19 protein-coding genes, 3 tRNA genes and 1 pseudogene are annotated in these 21,675 nt (G+C 66.8%); 13 read left to right on the top strand and 10 right to left on the bottom strand.

Translation table 11 applies throughout. From position 1 onward, the window contains the following. Positions 1-112 precede the first annotated feature (112 nt). The 3 genes from BN1959_RS11985 to BN1959_RS11975 all read right to left on the bottom strand — a co-directional run bounded on the left by BN1959_RS11985 (position 113) and on the right by BN1959_RS11975 (position 1,770). Positions 113-463: a hypothetical protein gene (locus BN1959_RS11985; RefSeq protein WP_053948873.1), complete on the bottom strand. Its 351-nt coding sequence runs from the start codon at positions 461-463 to the stop codon at positions 113-115. A gap of 2 nt (positions 464-465) precedes the next feature. Beyond that, positions 466-1,137 carry a PspA-associated protein PspAB gene (gene pspAB, locus BN1959_RS11980; RefSeq protein ID WP_053948872.1) on the bottom strand — a complete coding sequence of 224 codons (672 nt, stop codon included), beginning with the start codon at positions 1,135-1,137 and terminating at the stop codon, positions 466-468. 69 nt (positions 1,138-1,206) lie between these two features. Further along, on the bottom strand, positions 1,207-1,770 hold the full coding sequence (locus BN1959_RS11975) for a hypothetical protein (RefSeq protein WP_053948871.1): 564 nt from the start codon (positions 1,768-1,770) through the stop codon (positions 1,207-1,209). A 123-nt stretch (positions 1,771-1,893) separates the two neighbouring features. On the opposite strand from BN1959_RS11975, the gene BN1959_RS11970 reads away from it, so the two are divergent. From BN1959_RS11970 to BN1959_RS11960, 3 genes are all read left to right on the top strand, one after another. Next, a tRNA-Arg gene (locus BN1959_RS11970) sits at positions 1,894-1,966 on the top strand. 376 nt (positions 1,967-2,342) lie between these two features. Then, entirely contained in the window at positions 2,343-2,774 is a 432-nt protein-coding gene (locus BN1959_RS11965) for a histone family protein (protein ID WP_053948870.1), read from the top strand. Next, positions 2,774-3,784: a histone deacetylase family protein gene (locus BN1959_RS11960; RefSeq protein ID WP_053948869.1), complete on the top strand. Its 1,011-nt coding sequence runs from the start codon at positions 2,774-2,776 to the stop codon at positions 3,782-3,784. Before BN1959_RS11965 ends, BN1959_RS11960 begins: the two co-directional genes overlap by 1 nt. A gap of 6 nt (positions 3,785-3,790) precedes the next feature. Here BN1959_RS11960 and cca read toward each other — a convergent pair whose 3' ends face one another. Further along, positions 3,791-5,239, bottom strand: a complete 1,449-nt coding sequence (gene cca / locus BN1959_RS11955; protein ID WP_053948868.1) for a CCA tRNA nucleotidyltransferase — start codon at positions 5,237-5,239, stop codon at positions 3,791-3,793. Between the two features lie 96 nt (positions 5,240-5,335). Between cca and BN1959_RS11950 the strand changes: the two genes are divergently transcribed. The 7 genes and pseudogenes from BN1959_RS11950 to BN1959_RS11920 all read left to right on the top strand — a co-directional run bounded on the left by BN1959_RS11950 (position 5,336) and on the right by BN1959_RS11920 (position 12,435). Further along, positions 5,336-5,408 (top strand) — tRNA-Asn (locus BN1959_RS11950). A gap of 49 nt (positions 5,409-5,457) precedes the next feature. Beyond that, a tRNA-Ile gene (locus BN1959_RS11945) sits at positions 5,458-5,533 on the top strand. A gap of 269 nt (positions 5,534-5,802) precedes the next feature. Next, positions 5,803-7,065 (top strand): annotated as a pseudogene (locus BN1959_RS11940) (RNA-guided endonuclease InsQ/TnpB family protein). A gap of 383 nt (positions 7,066-7,448) precedes the next feature. Continuing rightward, positions 7,449-9,962 carry a PAS domain S-box protein gene (locus BN1959_RS11935; protein WP_053948867.1) on the top strand — a complete coding sequence of 838 codons (2,514 nt, stop codon included), beginning with the start codon at positions 7,449-7,451 and terminating at the stop codon, positions 9,960-9,962. Between the two features lie 327 nt (positions 9,963-10,289). Continuing rightward, positions 10,290-10,865 carry a hypothetical protein gene (locus BN1959_RS11930; RefSeq protein WP_053948866.1) on the top strand — a complete coding sequence of 192 codons (576 nt, stop codon included), beginning with the start codon at positions 10,290-10,292 and terminating at the stop codon, positions 10,863-10,865. Between the two features lie 42 nt (positions 10,866-10,907). Continuing rightward, entirely contained in the window at positions 10,908-11,783 is an 876-nt protein-coding gene (locus BN1959_RS11925) for a GAF domain-containing protein (RefSeq protein ID WP_053948865.1), read from the top strand. Beyond that, positions 11,776-12,435 (top strand): DUF7504 family protein, encoded by a 660-nt coding sequence (locus tag BN1959_RS11920; protein WP_053948864.1) that lies wholly within the window; start codon positions 11,776-11,778, stop codon positions 12,433-12,435. The genes BN1959_RS11925 and BN1959_RS11920 overlap by 8 nt, the downstream gene beginning before the upstream one ends. A gap of 31 nt (positions 12,436-12,466) precedes the next feature. Here the strand turns inward: BN1959_RS11920 and BN1959_RS11915 are convergent, their stop codons facing one another. The 4 genes from BN1959_RS11915 to BN1959_RS11900 form a co-directional block, all read right to left on the bottom strand. Next, positions 12,467-13,111, bottom strand: coding sequence for a DNA-3-methyladenine glycosylase family protein (locus BN1959_RS11915; protein ID WP_053949391.1), 645 nt, complete (start codon positions 13,109-13,111; stop codon positions 12,467-12,469). Positions 13,112-13,113: 2 nt separating this feature from the next. After that, positions 13,114-13,866 (bottom strand): MBL fold metallo-hydrolase, encoded by a 753-nt coding sequence (locus BN1959_RS11910; protein WP_053948863.1) that lies wholly within the window; start codon positions 13,864-13,866, stop codon positions 13,114-13,116. Positions 13,867-13,910: 44 nt separating this feature from the next. Beyond that, the gene (locus BN1959_RS11905; protein ID WP_053948862.1) at positions 13,911-15,572 is read right to left on the bottom strand and encodes a sensor histidine kinase; all 1,662 of its coding nucleotides are present in this window, start codon (positions 15,570-15,572) and stop codon (positions 13,911-13,913) included. 86 nt (positions 15,573-15,658) lie between these two features. Beyond that, entirely contained in the window at positions 15,659-16,543 is an 885-nt protein-coding gene (locus BN1959_RS11900; protein ID WP_053948861.1) for a complex I NDUFA9 subunit family protein, read from the bottom strand. A gap of 223 nt (positions 16,544-16,766) precedes the next feature. On the opposite strand from BN1959_RS11900, the gene tmk reads away from it, so the two are divergent. Beyond that, positions 16,767-17,360, top strand: a complete 594-nt coding sequence (gene tmk, locus BN1959_RS11895) for a dTMP kinase (RefSeq protein ID WP_053948860.1) — start codon at positions 16,767-16,769, stop codon at positions 17,358-17,360. Positions 17,361-17,371: 11 nt separating this feature from the next. Here tmk and BN1959_RS11890 read toward each other — a convergent pair whose 3' ends face one another. Both BN1959_RS11890 and BN1959_RS11885 read right to left on the bottom strand, forming a co-directional pair. Beyond that, on the bottom strand, positions 17,372-17,692 hold the full coding sequence (locus BN1959_RS11890; protein ID WP_053948859.1) for a hypothetical protein: 321 nt from the start codon (positions 17,690-17,692) through the stop codon (positions 17,372-17,374). Between the two features lie 129 nt (positions 17,693-17,821). Continuing rightward, a complete protein-coding gene (locus BN1959_RS11885; protein WP_053948858.1) occupies positions 17,822-18,346 on the bottom strand; it encodes a DUF5813 family protein in 525 nt (174 codons plus the stop codon). A 139-nt stretch (positions 18,347-18,485) separates the two neighbouring features. Between BN1959_RS11885 and BN1959_RS11880 the strand changes: the two genes are divergently transcribed. Together BN1959_RS11880 and BN1959_RS11875 are read left to right on the top strand one after the other, a co-directional pair. Then, the gene (locus BN1959_RS11880) at positions 18,486-19,706 is read left to right on the top strand and encodes a carboxylate--amine ligase (protein WP_053948857.1); all 1,221 of its coding nucleotides are present in this window, start codon (positions 18,486-18,488) and stop codon (positions 19,704-19,706) included. A 554-nt stretch (positions 19,707-20,260) separates the two neighbouring features. Beyond that, entirely contained in the window at positions 20,261-21,616 is a 1,356-nt protein-coding gene (locus BN1959_RS11875) for an LLM class flavin-dependent oxidoreductase (protein WP_053948856.1), read from the top strand. Positions 21,617-21,675: the final 59 nt, after the last annotated feature.

Here is a 21,675-nt window from a genome sequence, read left to right as displayed (position 1 = left end):
TGTGCGTCACCCGGGATAAACCCTCGTTAACAGCAGAGTGGAAGTGAAACCGCGGGCCGAACGGCGGGAGCGCTCCCGCGGCAAGCGAAGGCTAAAAACGGATGACGCGGCGTCAGTGTCGGCGCCAGAGGAGGTAGCCGCCGCCGGCCGCGAGGATCGCGCCCCCGACCCGGTCGCCGGCGGGGTGAGCCGCGAGCGCAATGCCGCCGACGAGCAGCAGGCCGGCGAGGTAGTCCGGCGTCTCGAAGCGTGGATCGGGGTTGTTCGCGGGCGCGAACGCAGGGCCGAGTCGATCGTGCGCGACGTGACGCAGGTCACCCGTCGCCGCGCGGTTACCGTCAGTGTCGGTGACCCGGAGCAAGGTAACTCTCTTCTCGTCGACGCCGACGACGCGGAAGGCGGCGCCGGCGTCCGCTCCCTCGGTCAGCCGGTAGTGGTCGTACACCGCGGGCTCGTCGGACATCGTCACTCCCAGGGGTGGCCGCCGGTGGCGTCCGGCCAGAGTGGGTGCCAATAGGATTCGTCGTCCTCGATCTCGAGCTCGCCGTCCAGCACGGACCGGAGCTTGAACTCCGCTTTCGTGTTGCGGTCGTGGTCGCCACTGGGGCAGAACGGGTAGTAGGCGCCCCGGCGGAACGAGTAGATCCAGTACGCCCGGTCGGTGCTGGCGCGGCTCGCGCTCGCGCCGCGGTCGCCCGTGCTCCCCCCGGACTCGGTGGTTTCACTGTCGATCTTCTGGAAGCCGAACACGGCGGCGAGCAGCCGCGAGCCGAACCCCTGTTCGACGAACTCGTCGGCCGCGAAGTGGACGCTCGTCACGAGATCCTCCGGGTCGTCGTCCTCGAGAATCACCCAGCGGTAGCCGTGGTCGTCGTTGCGGCGGCGGAACTCGGTGCCGGTCTCGGTCTCGCCCGCCCGGAGGATCGCCTCGACCTCGTCGACGGCATCGGTGAAGGCGGTGCTGTCGACCTCGGAGAAACAGAGCGCGGCGGCGTCGGCGGACTCGTAGCCGAGTTCGGCCTCCATCGTGACGTAGGCGGTGCTCATGCCGAACAGCGCATCGGGGTCGGCCGCGCTCGAGGCGTCGGCCTCCGCCCGGGTGCCCAGCACGGACTTGATCGAGTCGAAGATGCCCATACCGCCCGTTCGGGAGCCTGGCGTTTAGTCCTGCGGTCGACGGCGATTCCATCCACGGCTGCGTGGCCCTCAGCCGTCGGTCTCGGACTGGGCGACCTGCTGCTCCTCGTCCATACTGTCGTGGATCACCGTCGTCGTCCCAGGCAGGGAACCGTCGAACTCGACGGTCACCACGTAGCCGCGCTGGACGAGCGCTTGCGTGCAGGATTCGTCGGGACCGGACTCGTCCTCGGTCGTCACGCGGACCGTGAGCTCGTCGGCCGCGGCGTCGTAGCTCGCCGCCGCCAGCGCGGGGTACATGCAGCCGTTCCGGCCGGTGATACAGCCCTCGACGGTGACGGTGGTCCCCTCGGTGGCGATGCTCACGTTCCCGGGGGAGTCACAGTCCCCCTGCTGTTCGAGCGATCGGGAGACGATCGCCGTCGACGCCCCAGCCGGCGTCTCCGTCGGCGTATCGGTGTCCTCCGGAGTCCCGTCTTCCGGCGTGTCGGTCTCCGGCGGCTCGCTGTCCGTTCCTTCTTCGGTGTCGGTCGGTTCCGTCCCGTTGTCGGGCGTCTCAGGCGGCTCGCCGACACAGCCGGCGACCGCGCTCAGCGCCGCGACGGTGCCAGCGAGGAACGTTCTGCGTTCCATACCTCCCCAAACGGGACCTCGTTGCATAAGGACGCGGTACGGACAAAATCTCCTTTGTTCCTCGCCCCCACGCCGACTGGGAACCGGAACCGACTTATGCGGGTCGGGCGTTTATCGATATGAGTCCGGGTAGGGTAGTGGACTATCCTCTTGGCTTGCGGAGCCAGGGACCGGAGTTCAAATCTCCGTCCGGACGTTTTCGCTGAACAACGACGACGAGCGACAGCGAGGAGTCCGTGAAGCGAAACGGCTGTCGCGGAGATTTGAGCCAGAGAGACGAGCACAGCGAGTCTCTCGCGTTCAAATCTCCGTCCGGACGTTTCTTCACTTCGTTCAGTCACGACCGGACGTGCCCGCGCTCGCGTGGACTCCGTCCGGACGTTTTCGCCGAACGACGACAAGCGACAGCGAAGGCTCCGCGCGGAGATCGGCTGTGACAGAGCGTGTCGTCAGAGGGCCGAGCGACTACCTCGTCTCGACGATGCCCGCCCTCGACGCGCCGGTCGTCGCGTCGCCGTGACGCCCTCAGAGCGGAGGGGAAGCGTTTTACGCGCCACGCCCGGGGTGTGAGTATGACCGTCGAGCTGCCGTTCGCCCCCGTCGACGCCATCATCCGGCGCAACGCGGACGGGCTCCGGGTGAGCGCGGACGCGGCCGAGAAACTCGCGGCGCACGTCCAGGACCGCGGCGCCGAACTCGCCGTTGGGGCCGCCGAGCGAGCGACCGAGGACGGCCGGAAGACCCTCATGGCCGAGGACTTCGGCGTCGAGCAGATCGTCGAGCGTGACGCCGTCGACCTGCCCGTCGCGCCCGTCGACCGGATCGCCCGCCTGCGAATCGACGACCGCTATCGGGTGTCGATGGAGGCTCGCATCGCGCTGGCGGACATTCTGGAGGACTACGCCGACAACGTCGCCCGCGCGGCCGCCAAGCTCGCCCGCCACGCCGACCGCCGAACCGTACAGGCCGAGGACATCGAGACGTACTTCTCCCTGTTCGAGTAATGCAGTTCGGCTACTCGGACCGGTGTCTCGACCACGATACCGGCCCCCGACATCCGGAGTCGCCGGACCGAATGCGGGCGATCCGGGAGGCGCTCAAGGACCGCCACTGCGTCGAGTACGTCGACGCACCCGCCGCCGACCCGGTCGACATCGAGCGTGCTCACGACCCCGAGCACGTCGCGGCCGTCCGGGAGTTCTGTGAGGACGGCGGCGGCGAGTGGGACCCCGACACCGTCGCCGGCGAGGACACGTACGACGTGGCACGCAAGTCCGCGGGGCTGGCGATCTGGGCCGCCCGGGCGGCCATCGACGGCGCCAACGGCCGTGACACTCCCTTCGCGATCGGCCGGCCGCCGGGCCACCACGCCGAGTCCGACGAGGCGATGGGGTTCTGCTTCTTCAACAACGCCGCCGTCGCCGCCCGCACGGTGATCGACGACCCAGAGACAGACGTCGACAGCGTGGCGATCTGGGACTGGGACGTCCACCACGGCAACGGGACCGAAGAGATCTGCGCCGACGACCCGGACGTGTTCTACACCTCGACCCACGAAGAGGGGCTCTACCCCGGCACCGGCGCGATCGAGGACACCGGCGAGGGCGCCGGCGAGGGGACGACGCTGAACGCGCCCCTCTCGGCGGGCTGTGGCGACGCGGAGTACCGCCACGTGTTCGAGCGGGCGATCGCGCCCGCGATCGAGCGCTTCGACCCCGGTCTGGTACTGGTCTCTGCCGGCTTCGACGCCCACCGCCACGACCCGATCTCACGGATGCGCGTCTCGACGGAGGGGTACGCCCAGTTCACCGACGCGATCCGCGAACTGAGCGAGGAGGTCGGCGCCGCGCTGGCGTTCGTCCTAGAGGGCGGCTACGGGCTCGACACGCTCTCGGAGAGCGTCGGCGTCGTTCACGAGACGTTCGACGGCCGCGAACCGATCCCGGAGGACGACGACCCGACCGAGGAGGTCGTCGAACTCGTCGAGCGAATTCGCGAGATCCACGACCTCTGAGTCCGGTTAGACCGCCGGCTCGAAGTACGCCCGAAGCGCCTCCCCGAACTCCTCGGCCAGCGTCGCCGTCTCGTCGCCGACGAGGACCTCGTACGACTCCCCGAGCGCCGTCTCGACGTGGGTGCCGAGCGCCACGTCGAACAGCGTGTCGCTCCGGAGCAGCGCCTCGGGCGTCCGGTGCTCGCGCTCGCGTTCGACCACGTAGCGATCGCCGTCGACAAACGGGCCGTACGTCGACTCGTCGTCGGCGTAGGCGTCGTAGAACGACCCGGCGTGCTCGCCGACGTGGACGGGCGGCCCCTCGTGGCGCTCGACCGCCGGGAGTTCGCCGACGCCGGTTTCGACGAACAGCACCGACGTCCCCGAGGCCGACTCGCCGACCCCGTTCGCGAACGTCGTCGCCCGCAGCGTGTCGAACCCCCGGCGGTCGAGCTCGTCGGCGACGCCGCCGAGCGATCGCCGGAGTTGGGGGTAGAGCTGATCCTCGACCACGTCGGGCGTGTCGAAGACGACGGCGACCACGTGGCTCCCACGCCGGTCGAGGTGCTCGCGCACGCTATCAGGGTCGATCGACTCGGTCGGTTCAGGAAAGAACAGCGACTCCCGCGGGTCGTCGAGCAGTTCGCGGCAGTAGTGCTGGAACCGTGCGAGGTTCGCGGCCGAGAGCACGGCGGCGACGTTGCGGTCCGGGTCCGTGGGGTCGATCACGACGAGGGGATCGTCGAACTCCGCGGCCTCGGCCACGTCGGGCGGGACCTCGGCAGTCCCGCCGTCGCCATCGGGGTCGGCGGTGCCCGGTCGGCCGCCGTCGCCCCGGAGGTCGAACCGAACGGGCGGGTGCCACTCGGCGGCGGCCTCGACCAGCGGTCGGAACCCGCCGTATTCGAGCACGAGCAGTTCGACGAGGTAGCCCGAGAACCCCTCGGTTCGGAGGTCGCTACCGTAGACGCCGACGCCCTTCATGAACCGTTTCAGAAGCCTGGCGGCCTCGGCGAGTTCGGGGGTGTATCTCGCTTGGAGGAAGGCGTCGTGGAACGGCGTTCGGTCGACCGCCGAGCGGATCTCGGTCGCCGAGTCGACGGCGTAACACGGTACTAGATCCACGTCGAACCCCTCGTACTCCCCCTTCACGTAGGGGTGTTCGGCGTACTCCTCGTGGCCGTCGGGGAGGACGGCGTGGCCAACGTCCAGCCCGCAGCGTTCGAGCTCTTCGCGGTCGATCTCGGTGGGGAAGCGGACGAACAGGTCGATATCGCGGTCGCCAGCGAGCCACGTCGAGCGGGCGCTGGAGCCCACCTGTGTCACGTCGCCGTCGACGGGAAGCTCCTCGATCGCCGCCTCGGCGCGGGCGGTGAGCTCCGTGGCGACCGCACGTAGGCGCTCGCGCTCGTCGGCGTCGGGCGTGACGCGCTCGCTCACGCGGTCGAGCACGGCGTCGAGAGCGTCGTCGGTCATGGGCAACGGTTCCGCGGCGCGGGAGGAAACCGTGTCGGTCGGTCCGCCGGGGGGAAACGAAACCCATTTGTGTGAAACCACGGTACGAAGAAGTGAGCCGTCGTAGCTCAGCTGGTAGAGCACCACGCTGTTAACGTGGTTGTCCCAGGTTCGAGCCCTGGCGACGGCGTCGCTTCTTTCGGTAGTCTCAAGGGTGAGCCGTCCGGCTGTTCGTCTACGGGCCCTTAGCTCAGTCTGGTTTACAGCCCCCGGCTCATAACCGGGCGATCGGTGGTTCAAATCCGCCAGGGCCCACGTGGGTGCCCCGAGCGATAGCGAGAGGTCGAACTGTTCGGCTGGCGGATTTGTACCAGGGAGTGAAGCGGAGCGGAACGACCGTGGTTCAAATCCGCCAGGGCCTATCCAAATTCTGGATGATTGTTAGTCAGCGGAATTGCCGCCTTCAGTCCTTCTAACGCTGTTTTATCTATTTCACCGTGGTTTCTCACGGCCGATCTCGTTCGGACGACTACGTGCGTCGGACGGCAATCACCCGCCTCTCGGTAGACAGCGAGTAACGCGAGTTGCTCGAAGACACTATTTCCGAGTGGAAGCGTGGTTGCCAAATCGCCACGGACATGGCGTGGGGCAAGTGCAACGCCAAAAGCGACGTACAGCCCCTCGCCTACGACGACGTGCGCGAACACACCGGCCTCGGTAGTCAGCACGCGGTTCTCGCTACCCCACCAAGCTGCCGAAGCCATTACTGGCTGTGTCGAACGCCGGTCAAACGGTAAGAAGGTCAGCAAGCCCACCTTCACCGCTCCCACGGTGAAGTACGACACCCGAACCATGACGCTGTTCGATGACGATACGGTGTCGCTCTCCACCACAGAGAACCGCGTGGTGTGAACTTGCTCTCCCTGACGCCGACGATGGCTACCAACGGCAGTACCTCGAGTCGGACGAGTGGAGCGTCACAGAAAGCACGCTCACCGCCCGTGACGGCGACTACTTCCTACACATCGCTTTCCGCTGTCACACGACCGAAACCGAAGGAAACACCACCGAGAACGGAACGGTCCTTGGGGTTGATCTCGGTATCGAAAACCTCGCCGTCACCAGCACTGCCTACTTCTTCAGCGGGCGGGAGTTGGCCCACGACCTCCGTGAGTTCGAGAAGGTGCGCGCCGGACTCCAACAGACCGGGACGCGAAGTGCCCACCGGACGCTCAAACAGTCGAGTGGCCGTGAGCTTCGCTACGTCCGTGACGTGCTTCACCGCGCGTCGAACGCCATCGTGGACGAAGCACTCAGGTACGAGTGCGAGGTGATCGCGTTCGAGGACTTGACCCATATCCGCGACCGAACAGACGCGTCGTGGGGGCACACGTGGGCGTTCCGAACGCTGTATGAACAAGTGGAGTACAAAGCTGAAGCGGAAGGTATCTCGGTGAAGCAAGTGGGTTCGGCGTACACGTCGAAACGGTGCGCCGAGTGCGGCTTCACGCCAGACGAGAATCGCCCGACTCGCAACGACTTCCGATGTGTGAAATGCGAGTCGGCGGCGAACGCGGACTACAACGCGGTCGCCGGACTACGTCCGGCGGGCAGCAAAATCGCGTAGCGACTTTGCGACGGCGAAGAACGTCGGGATGCGGTATGTCCGTCGGGGCCAACAGTCGTCTCGGCGGACGGGCAACAGCCAGCTTGCCCTAAAGTCTGGAACTGTGACGCCGAGTGGCGGATTCACCGCCCGCCCGGACGGGTTCGAGGCCGAGCTCACGGACAAGCCCCACCCTCAAAGCGCCGAAGACGCGTCGGGTGGGGTAGTTGACTGGGACTAGTACTCGAATCGCTAAGTAGAGGGTTTCTATACGGCGTTCAGTTCGAATATACGTGTTATTGGTGCCTCACTTATAATAATCGGGCACACTATTCGTCCGTATGGACTGGGCTTTCAGAATTCGAAAAGACGTCCCGTCTTGGGTAATGAAACTCGTACTAGTTGGTTCCATCCTGCTAATCGCTGGTCTCCAGTACTTCGATATCATCTAAATGCGCGTGAATTCCCACGTTTGGCACCGATAGGCACAGTTAATGATCGGGTGATTCAGCCGAATATCGAGGAAGCAAATTTCGTGAAAATGTTTCTATGACACGCTCAAATATCCCAGACAGAGGATAGCCACATTGATTGAGAGACAGGGACTAGTTAGTACCTAGAACGGTGGACCCAATTAGCGTCCTGACAGTCACGGCTGACAAGGAATTCACCGCCGCCTGTGAACGCGTGCTTCCGGAGCACGGCGATATTCAGGTCGTCTCCGCAACGTCGGTCGGGGAGGCGATCGACGTGTTGGACAGAGAGACGCAGGTCGATTGCGTAATCAGCGATCACGACCTTCCGGACACGGATGGCGTCGCGTTCCTTGAAGCCGTGCGTGCCCAAGCTCCGACACTTCCATTCATCCTATTCACGAGCGAGGGGAGTGAAGGGGTCGCCAGTCGCGCCATCTCGGCCGGGGTCACCGACTATCTCATCAAGGAACGTCACGAAAAACAGTGGGATCGCCTTGCGACGCTCATCACCGGTGCAGTCAGATACTACCGCAACCAGCGTGACACCGTCGATACGGAAGGACGAGCGAAAACACTCCTCAACGCTGCACACGACATCGTTGGAATCGTTCGAGACGGTGAGATAGCGTATCTCAACGATACTGGCGTAACCGAAATTTACGATGGCGACCGGAGCCAGATATCGAACGACTCCGTAGCGGACGTTCTCCTCTCAGACGACGGCACTCCAATCAGTGATCTCCTTGATGCAGTACAGTCAGGCTCTCGAACTCTCGACCACCGTAACGGGAAGCTCATCGCTGCGAACGGGATACATACCCCGGTTGAGATTACCGCAGTCAAGGTAACGTGGACGGAAGTACCGGCGGTCATCCTCGTTCTCCGGGATGTTAGCGACCGTCGAGAACGAAAGCGGGAACTGCGCCTCACGAATCGGGCCATCGACGAAGCGCCCGTCGGCATCACGATAGCTGACGCCACCGAACCGGACAATCCGGTCATCTACGCGAACGACAAGTTCTCTGAACTGACTGGCTATCGGCAAGAAGAGGCACTCGATCGGAACTGTCGATTCCTCCAAGGTGAGAACACCGACCCTCGCCCAGTCGCCGAGATGCGTGAGGCCCTCGACGCCGAAGAACCCGTGACCGTGGAACTGCGGAACTACCGCAAGGACGGCACGGAGTTCTGGAACCGCGTGACGATTGCCCCGGTTACCGACGATATGCGTGAGGTCACACACTACGTCGGGTTCCAAGAGGACGTGACCGAACGCGTCGAGTACCAGCAGATGCTTCGTCGGTTCCAGCGAGCGGTCGAATCGGCCGGCCACGCGATCTATATGACTGCTCCGGACGGGACCATCACGTACGTGAATCCGGCCTTCGAACGGGTCACCGGCTACGACAGCGACGAGGTCGTCGGCCAGACGCCGCACGTTCTCCACTCCGGCGAGATGTCCGACGAGTACTACGACCGGTTGTGGGCGACCATCGCCAGCGGAAACGTTTGGGAGGAAGAGATCCAGGACCGCCGGAAATCAGGTGACGTGTACTATGCCCACCAGACGATCGCCCCATTGACTGACGACGACGGAGAAATCGAAGCGTACGTCGCCATCCAGCAGGACATCACTGACCGTAAGGAGCGGGAGTTCCGGCTTCGACAGTACGAATCCGCGGTTGAAGGTGCCAAGGAGTTAATCGCCGCAATAGACGAAGAAAAACACTACCTCTTTGCCAACGAGGCATACCGCGACTTCCACGACCTCGACACCGAGTCGCTGACCGAACTGATGCTCGACGACGGAATCGGTCCGGATACCTACGAAACGGTCGAACCTTACCTGGAGCGAGCGTTCAACGGCGAGATTGTCCAGTACCGGATGACGCGACCACGGCCGGAACGAGCAGACAGGACGTTTGACATCCGATATTACCCACTCGAAGGCGACACTGGCCACGTTGAGGGGATCGTTGCGACGATGCGTGATCTGACCGATCAGATCGAGCGGGAACAACATATTGTGTCCCTCGATCGGATGCTACGGCATACCCTTCACAACGAACTGAACGTGATTCTGGGCCACGCGGAGATGCTTCAAGCCCAGGGTTCGGGTGAAGTGGTTGAGGTAGCCACGACGATCGAAAGAGTGGCCGGTCGTCTCCTCGAACAGACGGATAAGCAGCGCGAGATCGTTGAAATCCTCTCAAACCAGTCGGATCCAATACACCTCAACCTCGCCGACGTCGTGGGTTCCGCTGTCGAACGTGTAACGGCGGAGCATCCGGCCGCAGAGATTACAGTCGACGTCCCGGCGGACGTACAGCTCCTATCGATTCCAGAGTTACAACGGGCTATCGAAGAACTCGTCGAGAACGCGATCGTCCATACCGGCGACGGCCCAGCAAAAGTGGGGGTAACGGCAACGAAGCACGAGACGGTCGTTGAACTCCACGTTACAGATAACGGACCGGGAATCCCACCGGAAGAACGAAGCGTGATTTCAGGGGAAACAGACATCGGTTCGTTGACACACAGTAGCGGGATGGGGCTGTGGCTCGTCAAGCGGATCGTGTCTCGAATAGATGGCGATATCCGATTCAACGACGCTGAACCCACCGGGAGTGTGGTTACGCTTCAACTACCATTCAATACATAGACCAGAGATCGAGATACATTTCCTTCGCAGTTCGCGGATCGAGGGGTTCGAGAGCGTCGGACATGGGTTGTTACCCTGAAGCCGGAATATCGGGTGATCTACGCAGGCTCGTGAGAACCCGTATTGCCGTGGAGCGTATGGCTGACTCCCCCGAAGATTCTGGATTGTCCCCGCTAGGGCCAATCCGACTGCTCCAAACGACGGCGAGAGACCGAACTGTTCGGCTGGCAGATTCTGAACCCAGAGAACGAGCGATAGCGAAGTTCCCGCGGTTCGACTCCGCCGATTTCGTGCCACGCTGACACTCAAACGGCTCTTTGCGTTTGAGTGACGCCTTTATCTGCCCCGAACGAACCGCGCCCCATACAGCACGACTCCCTCCCCCGCCGCCGCGCTCTCGCCGCCATCAGCGCCACCGTCACGGCCGCCGTCGCCGGCTGTTCGAGCCTTCCGACCCCCGGCAACACCTCCGAGGAACTCGTCTTCGACGAACTCCACCAGACGCTGACGTACGTCGCCGACGGCGTCGATCTCACGCTCCACGAGGAGGTCCCGACGGTAAGCACGACCGACAACGCCGACCTCCTGCTCCTGTCCGGGGATACCGATGTCGCGGCCGAACAGGCCGCCGACTGGCTGGCCGCTAACCGGGCGATCGCGCTGCTGGGCGACGACGCCGAGCCGACGTGGCTCGACTGGGAGGCCAGCGAGGCCTTCGACGACGCGTTCGAGAATCAGGGAGCGGCCGACAGCGACCCGGACCCCGATCTGCTCGTCGGCGTGACGTTCGAGAACCGAACGGTGACGTACCGCCGGACCTGGACCGACGGGCCGCGCGACCGGGACCTGGTCGGCGCGCTGGACGAGGTTCTCGTCGATATCGCCGAGCGGACGCCCGCTTGATCGATCATCAGTTTCCTAACCCCACCCCCCTGAGTGGTGCGTATGCTGCTCTGTGTCGATTCGGACGCCGCCTCGCGGGAGGCGACGGCCGAGACGCTGGAGGACGCCGGATTCACCGTTGCGGAAGCGGCGACGATCGCGGCCGCGAGAGACCGGGTGGGCGACGATCTCGACGCGCTCGTGGCCGACCAGTCGCTACCCGACGGGACCGGGCTGGAGCTCGCCCGGGAGATCCGTGAGACCGTCCCCGACACCCCCTGTTTCCTGTTCACCGACGTGTCGATCGAGGAGATCGACACCGCCGCGTTCGGCGACATCGTGGTCGAGTACGTGCCGAAGGACGCGCCGGAGGCCCGTGCGGAGCTCCTTGACCTCGTCGAGCACGCCGTCGCGTTCCAGAGTCAGACGGCGTACCCGCTGCCGGAGAACGAGGAGGCCCGACTGGCCGCGCTGGAGCGCTACGCCGTCGAGCCGGACGCGCTGGGCGAGTCGTTCGACCGACTCACCGAGATCGCGACCGAGCTGTTCGGCGTCGACGCCGCCGCGGTCGGGCTGATCGACGCCCACGAACAGCGCTTCCTCGCCTGTCACGGCATCTCGCTCGAACCGATGGACCGCGAGGACACCGTCTGTACGTACGCGATCCTCGACGACGACGTGACCGTGATCGAGGACGTCCGGGCGGACCCGCGGTTCGAGGAGAACGAGGGGTTGCAGGCCACGAACATCCGCTTCTACGCCAGCGCCTCGCTCCGGACGCCCGAGGGCGATGCGATCGGCACGTTCTGCATCTACGACGACGAGCCGCGGGCGTTCTCGACGCGCGAGCAGGAGCTGCTCGAACTGCTTGGCGCGGAGGCGATGGACCAGCTGACGCTCCGTCGTGACCGACGGGAGACGGAGGCCGCCGATGAGTGACGACGGCTACGCGTTCTCGGGGCTCCCGGTCGACCAGATCCGGCCGGGGACGACGATCCTGTTGGCCGGCCCGGCCCACTCGGGAGCGCGCGAACTCGGCCTCAGCCTGCTCGCCGGCCCGTCCGGCGAGGGGGCGATCGTCGTCACCACCAACCGCCGCTCGCGGCGCATCGCCGCCGACTGTGAGCACGTGGGGCTAGAGCTCACCACCGACAGCACGGCGATCCTCGACTGCGTCGGCGACGAGGACGCGGACGTGCCGGCGCGGGTACTCCCGGTGTCGGGCCCCTCGGACCTGACGGGGATCGGGATGCGCTACTCCGACGTCCACCGCGAGTTCCAGCGCTCCGGAATCGAGCGCGTCCGTACGGGGCTGTTCTCGCTGTCGACGCTGCTCTCCTTCGGCGACCTCAAGACGGTCTCGCGGTTCGTCCACACGCTCGTCGGGCGCATCGACGCGCTCGACGGCCTCGGCGTGCTGCTGATCGACCCAGCGATCCACGACGACCGGGCCGTGAGGACGCTCTCACAGTTCTGTAGCGGCCGGATCGACGTCCGCGAGGGTGACGACGGCCCCGAACTCCGTGCGCGCGGTCTGTCCGGGCAGTCCCGTGACTGGGCGTCGTTCGATCCGTCCGGGCAGGATCGCTAGGGTCCACGCTCTCGTCCGGTATCGGTCGCCTTCACTCCGGGACCACGTCGCCGGCTCGCTCCCCGAGCTCCTCCTCGACCTGCCAGAGGTACAGCGCCGCGTAGCTCCGCACCGGCGCCCAGCGCGCCGCGAACTCGCGCATCTCTCCGCGGGTCATCTCGGGCTCCCCGTCGTGGTGATCCACGAGCGTCTGCAGCCCCTCCCGGACGCCGAGGTCGCCCACGGGGAACACGTCGGGGCGGCCGAGCACGAACAGCAGGAACATGTCGGCGGTCCACGGGCCGACGCCGGTGATCCCGGTGAGCGTCTCGCGCACCTCGTCGTCGCCCATCGCCGCGAACTCGTCGCGGCTCCACCCTTCCTCGGCGAACGCGTCGGCGATCTCGTTGACGTACCGTGTTTTCTGCCGGGAGAGCCCGGCGTCGCGCAGGATCTCGTTGTCGGCCGCACGGATCCCCTCGGGGGTCACCGCGATCGCGTCGAACAGGCGCTCCCGGGTCGCCGCCGCCGACGCCATCGACACCTGCTGGCGGAGGATCGAGACGATCAGGCGCTCGAAGGCGTCCTCGGCGGGGTCGATCGAGACGGGGCCGACCTCGGCGACGATCGGGCCGAGGTACTCGTCCTCACGGAGGCGGTCGTACGCGTCCTCGTCGCTCACGTCGTCGGGCCTCATCGTCATACTTCGAAGCGCATCCCGTCCTCGGCGACCGACACGTCGCCGTCGAAGCCGGCGCGCTCGATGCTCTCGATCATCTCGTCGTGTTTCCCCTCGGTGTGGGGGTAGAGGTGCGTGAGTAGCAGCCGGTCGATGTCGGTCCCGGCGAGCGCCTCGCCCAACTGCGTCGGGGTCGGGTGGTTGTCCACGTCCACCTCGTCGGGGAACGAGCAGTCGTGGAGCAGCACCTCCGAGCCGGCGGCGAAGCGGGCGATCGATGCGCTTGCTTCGCCGTCGGCGCCGAACGTGAACTCGCCGTCGCTCCCCTCGCTCGCGAACCGGTAGGCGAGACAGTCCATCGAGTGGACGGTCTCGTGGGTCGCGATCTCGAAGCCGGCGGCCTCGAACTCGCTGCCGGCGCTCACTTCCCGGATCGAGAGGTCGACCCGCCCCTCGAGGTAGTCGTGGACCGAGAGCAGGTCGTCGACCAGCGCCTTCGTCCCCGCGGGCCCGATCACTTCGAGGTACTCCTCGCCGGCGAGCCACCGCGCCTTCAGCAGCGCGAGCAGGTCGCTGACGTGGTCGAGATGGTGGTGGGTCAACAGCACCGTCGACACGTCCTCGTAGCCCACCGGCGACTCCGAGAGGCGGTGGAGGACGCCGGCGCCGCAGTCCACGAGCAGCGCCCGGTCGTCGCGTTCGAGCAGGAGTCCGGTCTGGACGCGGTCGGGCAGCGGCATGGCGCTCCCCGTCCCCAGCAGCGTGACGCGCATGGACGGCAGTGGGCGGCCGGCGGGGAAAGGCTGTGCGGTCGGTGTCACTCCCGGTCGGCGGCGGGGAACTCGATCCGGACTGTCGTCCCGTCCGGCCCCGTGGACTCGATGCTGAGTTCGCCGCCGGCCGCGCGGGCGCTCCAGGAGGCGAGCCAGAGCCCCAGCCCCCGGCTGTGTTTCAGCGGCGTCTCGGCCTCGCGTCTGAGCACCTCCCGCTCCTCCGGCGGGATCCCCGGCCCGTCGTCGTCGACGCGGAGCCGGACCGTCCCGTCGGCCTCCTCGATCCCTAGCCGCGCCCACGGCTCGTCGCCGTCGTTGTGTTCGACGGCGTTTTCGAGGAGGTTCCGCAGCGCGGTCGCGAGCGCGGACTCGTCGGTGACGGCCGCGTGCGTCCGCGGAAGGTCGTACTCGACGGTCGCGTGGTCGGCGTCGAACCGCGTGACGACCTCCTCGGCGACCGTCCCGAGGTCGACCGGCTCGGCCGCCTCGACCGAGGAGGGTTCGATCCGAGTCATCTCCCGGACTTTCTCGCTCGTCTCGACCACGCCGTCGACTTTCGACTGGACCTGCGCCGCGACCGCCGCCGGATCGTCGGCCTCGCCCGACTCGATCCGCTCGGCGAGGCCGTGGACGACGTTCATGTCGTTGCGGAGGTTGTGCCGGAGCACGCGGTTGGCGACCTGTAGCCGCTGTTCGTACGCGCGGCGGTCGGTCACGTCCCGCAGCACGAGCGCGTAGCCGGTGAGCGTCTCCTCGGCGTCCCTGAGCGACGAGACCCGCACCTCGTAGGTCCGGCGAATCCCCTCGGTCTCCCCTTCGACGGTCGTCCCCGAGAGCTGGGAGAGGGCCGTCTCGGGGAAGACGGCGGAGATGTGGTCGCCGGCGACGGGTGCGGGGGTCAGCACTCGCCGCGCGCGCTCGTCGGCGTCGACGACCATCCCCTCGACGTCGAGGACGACCAGCCCGTTTCCGACCACGTCCAGCGCCGCCTCCCGGGCGATCGGCGTCCGGTCGAGCAGGTCGAACCGGAACAGTGAGATCCCGATCAGCGTGACTGTCGCGCCGAACGTGAACGGCGTGAGGTCGAGTCCGGGCACCGGGCTGGCCCCGACGGTGAACGTGACGTTGGCGAGCATCGGCGGCACCACTGCGGCCAGCAGCGTCGCCGCCTGTCGGCGGTAGAGGTTCGAGGACCGGGCCGCCGTCCGGAGGACGAGGTAGACGCCGAAGCCGATGATCGCGTAGGCGTAGGCGATGTGGGCGTAGTAGCCGATCGCGAACTCCGGCACGAACACGCGGACGAGCCCGTTAGCGGCGAGACCGAACTCTGACCAGATCACGCCGTGTCCGGGGTTGGTGAGCACGAACGCCGCGAACACGGCGGGCTCGGACACCATCGTCAGGCGGGCGCCGCGAGTGAGCCACTCGTCCTTGCCGGCGTAGCGCAGCGCGAACAGCAGCCAGACGGTGGGGATGAACCCCGCGACGGCGAACGTCAGCTGCCACCACGCGAGCTGCTCGGCGCGAGCCGCGAACCCGAGCTGGACGCCGTAGCTGAACGTCCACGTCCCGATGACGGCGACCAGTGCGACGAACCCGCCGACGTAGCGCTCGCTCCGGTTCCGTCGGACTGCCAGCGCCAGCAGCGCGGAGAGCGCGCTGACGCTGAACAGGAGCAGCGACGGCAGCCCCGGAGTCCACGCCATGGTACGACCGAGGGGTCGGGAGGTGGGGTGAAAAAATACCGGGGCGCTCGCTCGACGTGTCAGCTAGACGTTCATCGACGTCTCGGCTAGACGTTCAGGTACGACGAGAGCGTTGTGAGCGCCCCCTCGCCGACGCCGAACGCCGATACGTCGTTGTCGTCGACGGTGTTGTCCATCTGCAGCGAGCGGTACTGATCGCTCCCGAACGGGAACCCCGGCACGTAGTCGAGTGTCGAGAGCCCGATTTTCGACAGCGACATCGGGATCGGGAGCACGTTCACCCCCCGACCGTCCGCGCGGTGGCCCAGCCGCGCCACTTCCGCCATCGTGAGCTTCTCCGGGCCGCCGATGTCGTACGTCTCGCCGACGTGTTTGTCCTCCAGCAGGGCGTCGGCGAGAATCGGGACGAGGTCGCCGACGTGGATGGGCTGGAACCGCGTCTTCCCGCCGCCGGGCAGCGGCGTGACGTACGGCGGCGCGAGCAGCTTGGTGAACTTCACGAACTCCCCGCCGTCGCCGAACACCACCGAGGGGCGAGTGATCGTCCAGTCGAGGTCGGCGTCGCGAACGACTGTCTCGGCCTGCCCCTTCGCTCGGATGTAGTGGGTCGGTCCGTCGGGGTCGGCGCCGAGTGCGCTCTGCTGGAGGAACCGATCGGCGCCGGCCGCCTCGGCGGCGGCGACGAGGTTCTCGGTACCTTCGAGGTGGACGGCGAAGTGTTTCTTCTCGCCGCCACTGGGGCTGAACAGCGGCGAAAGCGCCACGAGGTTCACCACCGCGTCGTGGCCGTCGACGACGGATTCGATCGAGTCGTAGTCGGTCACGTCCCCCGTCGCGTGGTTGACGCCGTCTGGCAGCGATTCTTCCGGCTCGCTTCGGGACATCGCAGTCACGTCGTGGCCCCGCTCGGCGAGTTCGGCACAGAGCGGGCGACCGATGAAGCCGTCACCGCCGGCGACGAGTATCTCCATACGTGCGAATTGGGTGCACACGAACTTAAATGGCGGCGGCAGCGGCGGCGGACAGTCGCCGATGTCGATACCCTCCATCGGCGGCTGGCCGTCGCCGCCTTCGATACTCCAGACCGGCGGCTGGCCGTCGCCGCCTTCGATACTCCAGACCGGCGGCTGGCCGTCGCCGCCTTCGATGCCCGGAACCGACGCGCCTTAATCCCGCGACGAACACCCTCCGTCCATGCTCATTACGCTGGAGGGACTAGACGGGAGCGGGAAGACAACCGTCTGGGAGGCCCTCCACGACTCCCACCCCGAGGCGACGTTCACTCGGGAGCCCACGGAGTCGTGGTACGGCGACGCCGTGAACCGTGCGATCGACGACGACGATGCGGAGCCGCTGGCGACACTGTTCCTGTTCACCGCCGACCACGCCGACCACCTCTCGCGGACGGTCCGCCCCGCGCTGGCGAACGACGAGCTGGTGATCTCCGACCGCTACTCCGACTCGCGGTACGCGTATCAGGCCGCGGCGCTCTCGGGCAGCGAGCTCAAGCGCCCGCTGGAGTACATCAAGGGGATCCACGCCGCGTTCACCGAGCCGCCGGACGCGACGATCTACATCGACGTTGATCCGGAGACGGCGGCGGCCCGGAGCGGCTCGACGAACCAGTTCGAGGACGCCGCCTTCCTCGCGCAGGTGGAGTCGAACTACGAGCGCCTGATCGACGCCGAGCCCGAGCGGTTCGTCCGCGTCGACGGGACGCAGTCGCCGGAGGAGGTGATCGCGTCGGTGGAGGACGCGATCGATCGGCTACTGGCCGAACACGAGTGAGGAGACGGTCGCTACTCCCACGTCTCGGGCAGTTCCACGTCCTCTGGCGGCGGGACGTAGAGCACGTCGACGAGCGCGCCCAGCCCCACCGGGATCGCGACGAGCAGGGTGAGGACGATCGCGGGGCTCGCGAGATCGGGACCGAGCTCCAGCAGCCCCGAGAACAGGTACGTCGACCCCAGCAACACCACGGGGATGCCGGTGACGGTGAACACCGCGGCTCCCCCGCGGGTGTCGAGCGCGATCCGGAAGTAGCGCGTGAGCACCGCTGCGAGGAGGGTGTGGGCCGCGACGAGCGCGAGCAGGAACCCGATCGAGAGCGCCGAAGCCATTACCCGGCTCTCGGTACCGCGTGACCTTTTCGTTGTCGCTGTCGGCTGGCGACTGGTTTCGACTGAGACACCGGCGGCTGACCGTCGCCGCCTCCTACTGAGACACCGGCGGCTGGCCATCGCCGCCTCCTACTGCTCGATCCCGTCGCTGCCGCCCGCCCGCCGCGCCTCGGTCAGGATGCCCGAGACGGGCTCGGTGTAGTCGTAGCCGGGGATCACGCCCTGCACGAACGTCCCCTCGACGAAGTCGACGACTGCGGCGGCGTCGTCGACGCCGCGCGCCGGGTCGATGTCCGCGAACGACGCCTCGACTCTTGCGACGCGGGTCCCCTCGTGGGTCGTACTCTCGACAGCCGGGTCGATCTCGTGGTCGCCCGCGAGCACGCCGCCGCCGATCCCGTCGAGGCGGCGTTCGAACGTTTCGTACCAGCCCTCCTCGACGACCGGGGCGACGTCGCCCTCGGTCACCTCGTCCAGCATCGGGACGCGGACGACGATCTCGAACCGTATCTCCCCACCGTTGCCGGGTTCGGCGGCGACGGTCCCCTCGAAGGGCGTCGCGGTGGCGGCGAACCGGTCCTCGGCGTCGCTCTCGGCCGCGAACGCGTCGTGACGGCGGAACGCCAGCCGGGCTCTGTCGGGTAGCTCGCTCATACCCGTCCCAGGTGGTTGTGGCGAATAAGCGCGTTCCTTCCGGAGACGTACGGCCGCGGGGCGGGCGGGAGCGACCCCGGAACGGCCGCTGCACTGCCGGTTCGGCGGAGCTTTTCCCTCCCGGCGGCAAAACGCGGGTATGGCCGAGCAGTTCCTCGACACCGACGCGCTCGTCGACGCCGTCGGCGACGCCGAGTTCGACCGCACGCCCGCGGTGGTCGCGAACGCACACATCACGGGGCTGAGCGTCGCCCGCGCGCTCGACGCCCACGGGGTACCCGTGATCGCCGTCGACCAGATGGCCGACGGGGTCGCGTACCCCTCCGACGCGATCGATTTCGCCGGGCGAGTGCGCTACCCGCTCGACGATCCGCGGGGGTTCGCAGAGGATCTTGCCGCGATCGCGGACGCCGCGGGCGAGGTCGTCGCCTTCGGCTGCATGGACGAGTGGGTCCACGGGTTCGCCGACGCCGGCGTCGAGAACGTCTACCTGCCGTGGGAGAACCACGTCAGCGTGCTCGACAAGACGCGACTGTACCGGCGCGCGGAGGAGTTGGGTGTGCCCTACCCGGAGACGTACTTCCCCGCGGAGACGGACCCCGACGCCGCCGCCGAGGCGCTGGGGTTCCCGCTCGTCGTCAAGCCCGCCCGCAAGCGTGAGGGCGAGGAGGCGATCGGCAGCAACGTCGTCGAGGTCGCGACGAGCGAGGAGCTCCACGACGTGCTCGACGCCGCCGACGCGGCCGGCGTCGAGGTGATGCTGCAGGAGAAGGTGAACATCGCGACCGGGAAAGACCGGTCGCTGGCCTCGTACGTCCCCGCCGAGGGCGAACCGCTCGCAGTCGTGGGGAACGCCGCCGTGCGCTTCCCGCTTGAGTTCGGCACCTCCTGTCTGGTCGAGACCGTCGACGCCCCGGAGATCGAGACCCGCGCGCTCTCGGTGATCGAGGACGCCGGCTACCACGGGATCAGCGAGTCGGAGTTCGTCTACGACCGAGACCGCGAGGAGTACGTGCTGCTGGACATCAACACCCGACCCTGGAAGTGGATCACGCTGCCCGTCTCGGTCGGCGCGAACCTCCCGTACGCGGCGTACGCCGACACCGTGGACGAGGCGTTCGAGCCGGGCGAGATTGACGACGGGCGGTGGGTGTATCTGCGGGATTACCTGACGCTGCTCGCGACCGAGGAGACGTTCTGGGACGTGCTGGACACCGAGGACTGGGTGTCGCTGGTGTCGGGCGCCTTCGAGGATGATGGGGATCTGACGACGGGCGTGTATCGGCCCAGTGATCCGGCACCAGTCGCGCAGTTGCTGGATACCGAATTTACGGACCGGGAGTACTACTGTTCCTGTTAGCTCGTTTGGGGAGTGGTTCGGTTTGCTTGAGTGGCGTTATGCTCGCCGTTGGGGCGTTTTCGATCGTCGAGCACTGCGACCGCGACAGCAACAGCAGCTCGTTGCTAGGCCACTTGTACCGCGCCGCCCCGCACAGTCCACAGACCTCCCCAGCTGACTCCTTCGTTCACTGCGTTCACTCAGTCGTCCCTCGCGCTGGCTCGCGGACAGAGCCGCGAACGCTTCGCGCCGACAGTGACCGCGGTGCGGTGGCGGTGGACGCCTCGCCGGCGCCACGGTGGCGCCGGCGGGGGGAGGGGTGGGGACTCGGCGCTGCGCCGGACCGTGTGTCCGGCGCACTGCGGTCACAAGTGGTCTCGCGTCGAGATGCTGTTGCGGTTGTCGTCGCTGTTCCAGTTGCCAACGATAGAGGTGCTGTCGCGGTCGCGAGAGCTGTCGACAATACCGACGAACTCCCGAACACAACTCCGATCGAACACTCACGACCCCGAAACCCCACCGTTTCGCCGGCATCCGGTAGTTCCTAACCCACAACGACCAACCCCCCGATCAAGATGAGCGACCGGCTCCACCTCAACCTCTTTACGATGAACTCCGTCGAGCACGTCTCGCCCGGCACCTGGCGCCGGGACGGCGACCGCTCCCACGAGTACACCGACCGGGAGTACTGGACGGACGTGGCCCGAACCGCCGAGCGCGGGAACTTCGACGCCGTGTTCTTCGCGGACGTCCGGGGCATCTACGACGTCTACGGCGGCGACCGCGAGACCGCGATCGAGAAGGCCGTCCAGACGCCGTCGAACGACCCCGCGCTGGTGGTGCCGGCGATGGCCGAGGCCACCGAGAACCTCGGCTTCGCGATCACCAAGTCCACCACCTACAACCACCCCTACCAGCTTGCCCGGGAGTTCTCCACGCTCGACCACCTCACCGACGGCCGCGTGGCGTTCAACGTCGTCACCTCCTACCTCGAATCCGCCGCGGCGAACCTCGGCCTCGACGAGCGCATGGAGAAGGAGACCCGCTACGAGCGCGCCGCGGAGTTCCTCGACGTCTGCTACGCGCTCTGGGAGGACTCGTGGGAGGACGACGCGGTCGTCCGGGACGCCGACGCCGGTCGCTACACCGACCCGGAGAAGGTCCACAGTATCGACCACGAGGGGGAGTTCTTCGACGTGCCCGGCCCGCACGGGTCCGAGCCGTCGCCCCAGCGCACGCCGGTGATCTATCAGGCCGGCTCCTCGGAGTACGGCCGCGACTTCGCCGCCAACAACGCCGAGGCGGTGTTCTGCTCCCAGCCGACCGAGGAGGGCGTCGTGGAGTACATGGAGGACGTGCAGTCCCGCGCCGCCGACGCCGGCCGCGACGAGGACTCGATCGCCTTCTTCATCGGGATCGTCCCGATCGTCGCGCCCACGGAGGCGGAGGCCGAAGCGAAGTACGAGGCACTGAAGGAGTCGGTCGACGTGGAGTCGACGCTGGCGCTGCTCTCGGGTTTCCTCGATATGGACCTCTCCGAACTCGATCCCGACCAGAAGGTCGAGCACATCGAGACCCAAGCGATCCAAGGGACGATGAACGCGTTCACGCAGTCGGATCCGGACCGCGACTGGACGGTGCGGGAGGTCGCGGAGTTCTCCGGCCTCGGTTCGACCTCGCCGATCGTCGTCGGGACGCCCGAGCAGGTCGCCGACGAACTCGTCTACTGGTACGAGGCGATCGGCGTCGACGGGTTCAACGTCAAGGAGGCGGTCCGGACGGGCAGCCTCGACGACTTCGTGGATCAGGTCGTGCCGGAGCTGCAGGAGCGGGGCCTGTTCCGCACCGAGTACGAGGGCGAGACGCTCCGAGAGCGGCTGTACAGCGAGAGCCAGTCCCGGCTGCCCGCGGATCATCCGGGCCGACGGTAGCGAGCACGCGACAGGTCGGCGATCCGTCCGAAAGCCCGCCAGCAGTTCCGGTAGCGAAT

The organism is Halolamina sediminis, from assembly GCF_001282785.1.
GTDB classification, from domain to species: Archaea; Halobacteriota; Halobacteria; order Halobacteriales; family Haloferacaceae; genus Halolamina; species Halolamina sediminis.
This window is presented reverse-complemented; position numbering and strand designations above follow the sequence as displayed.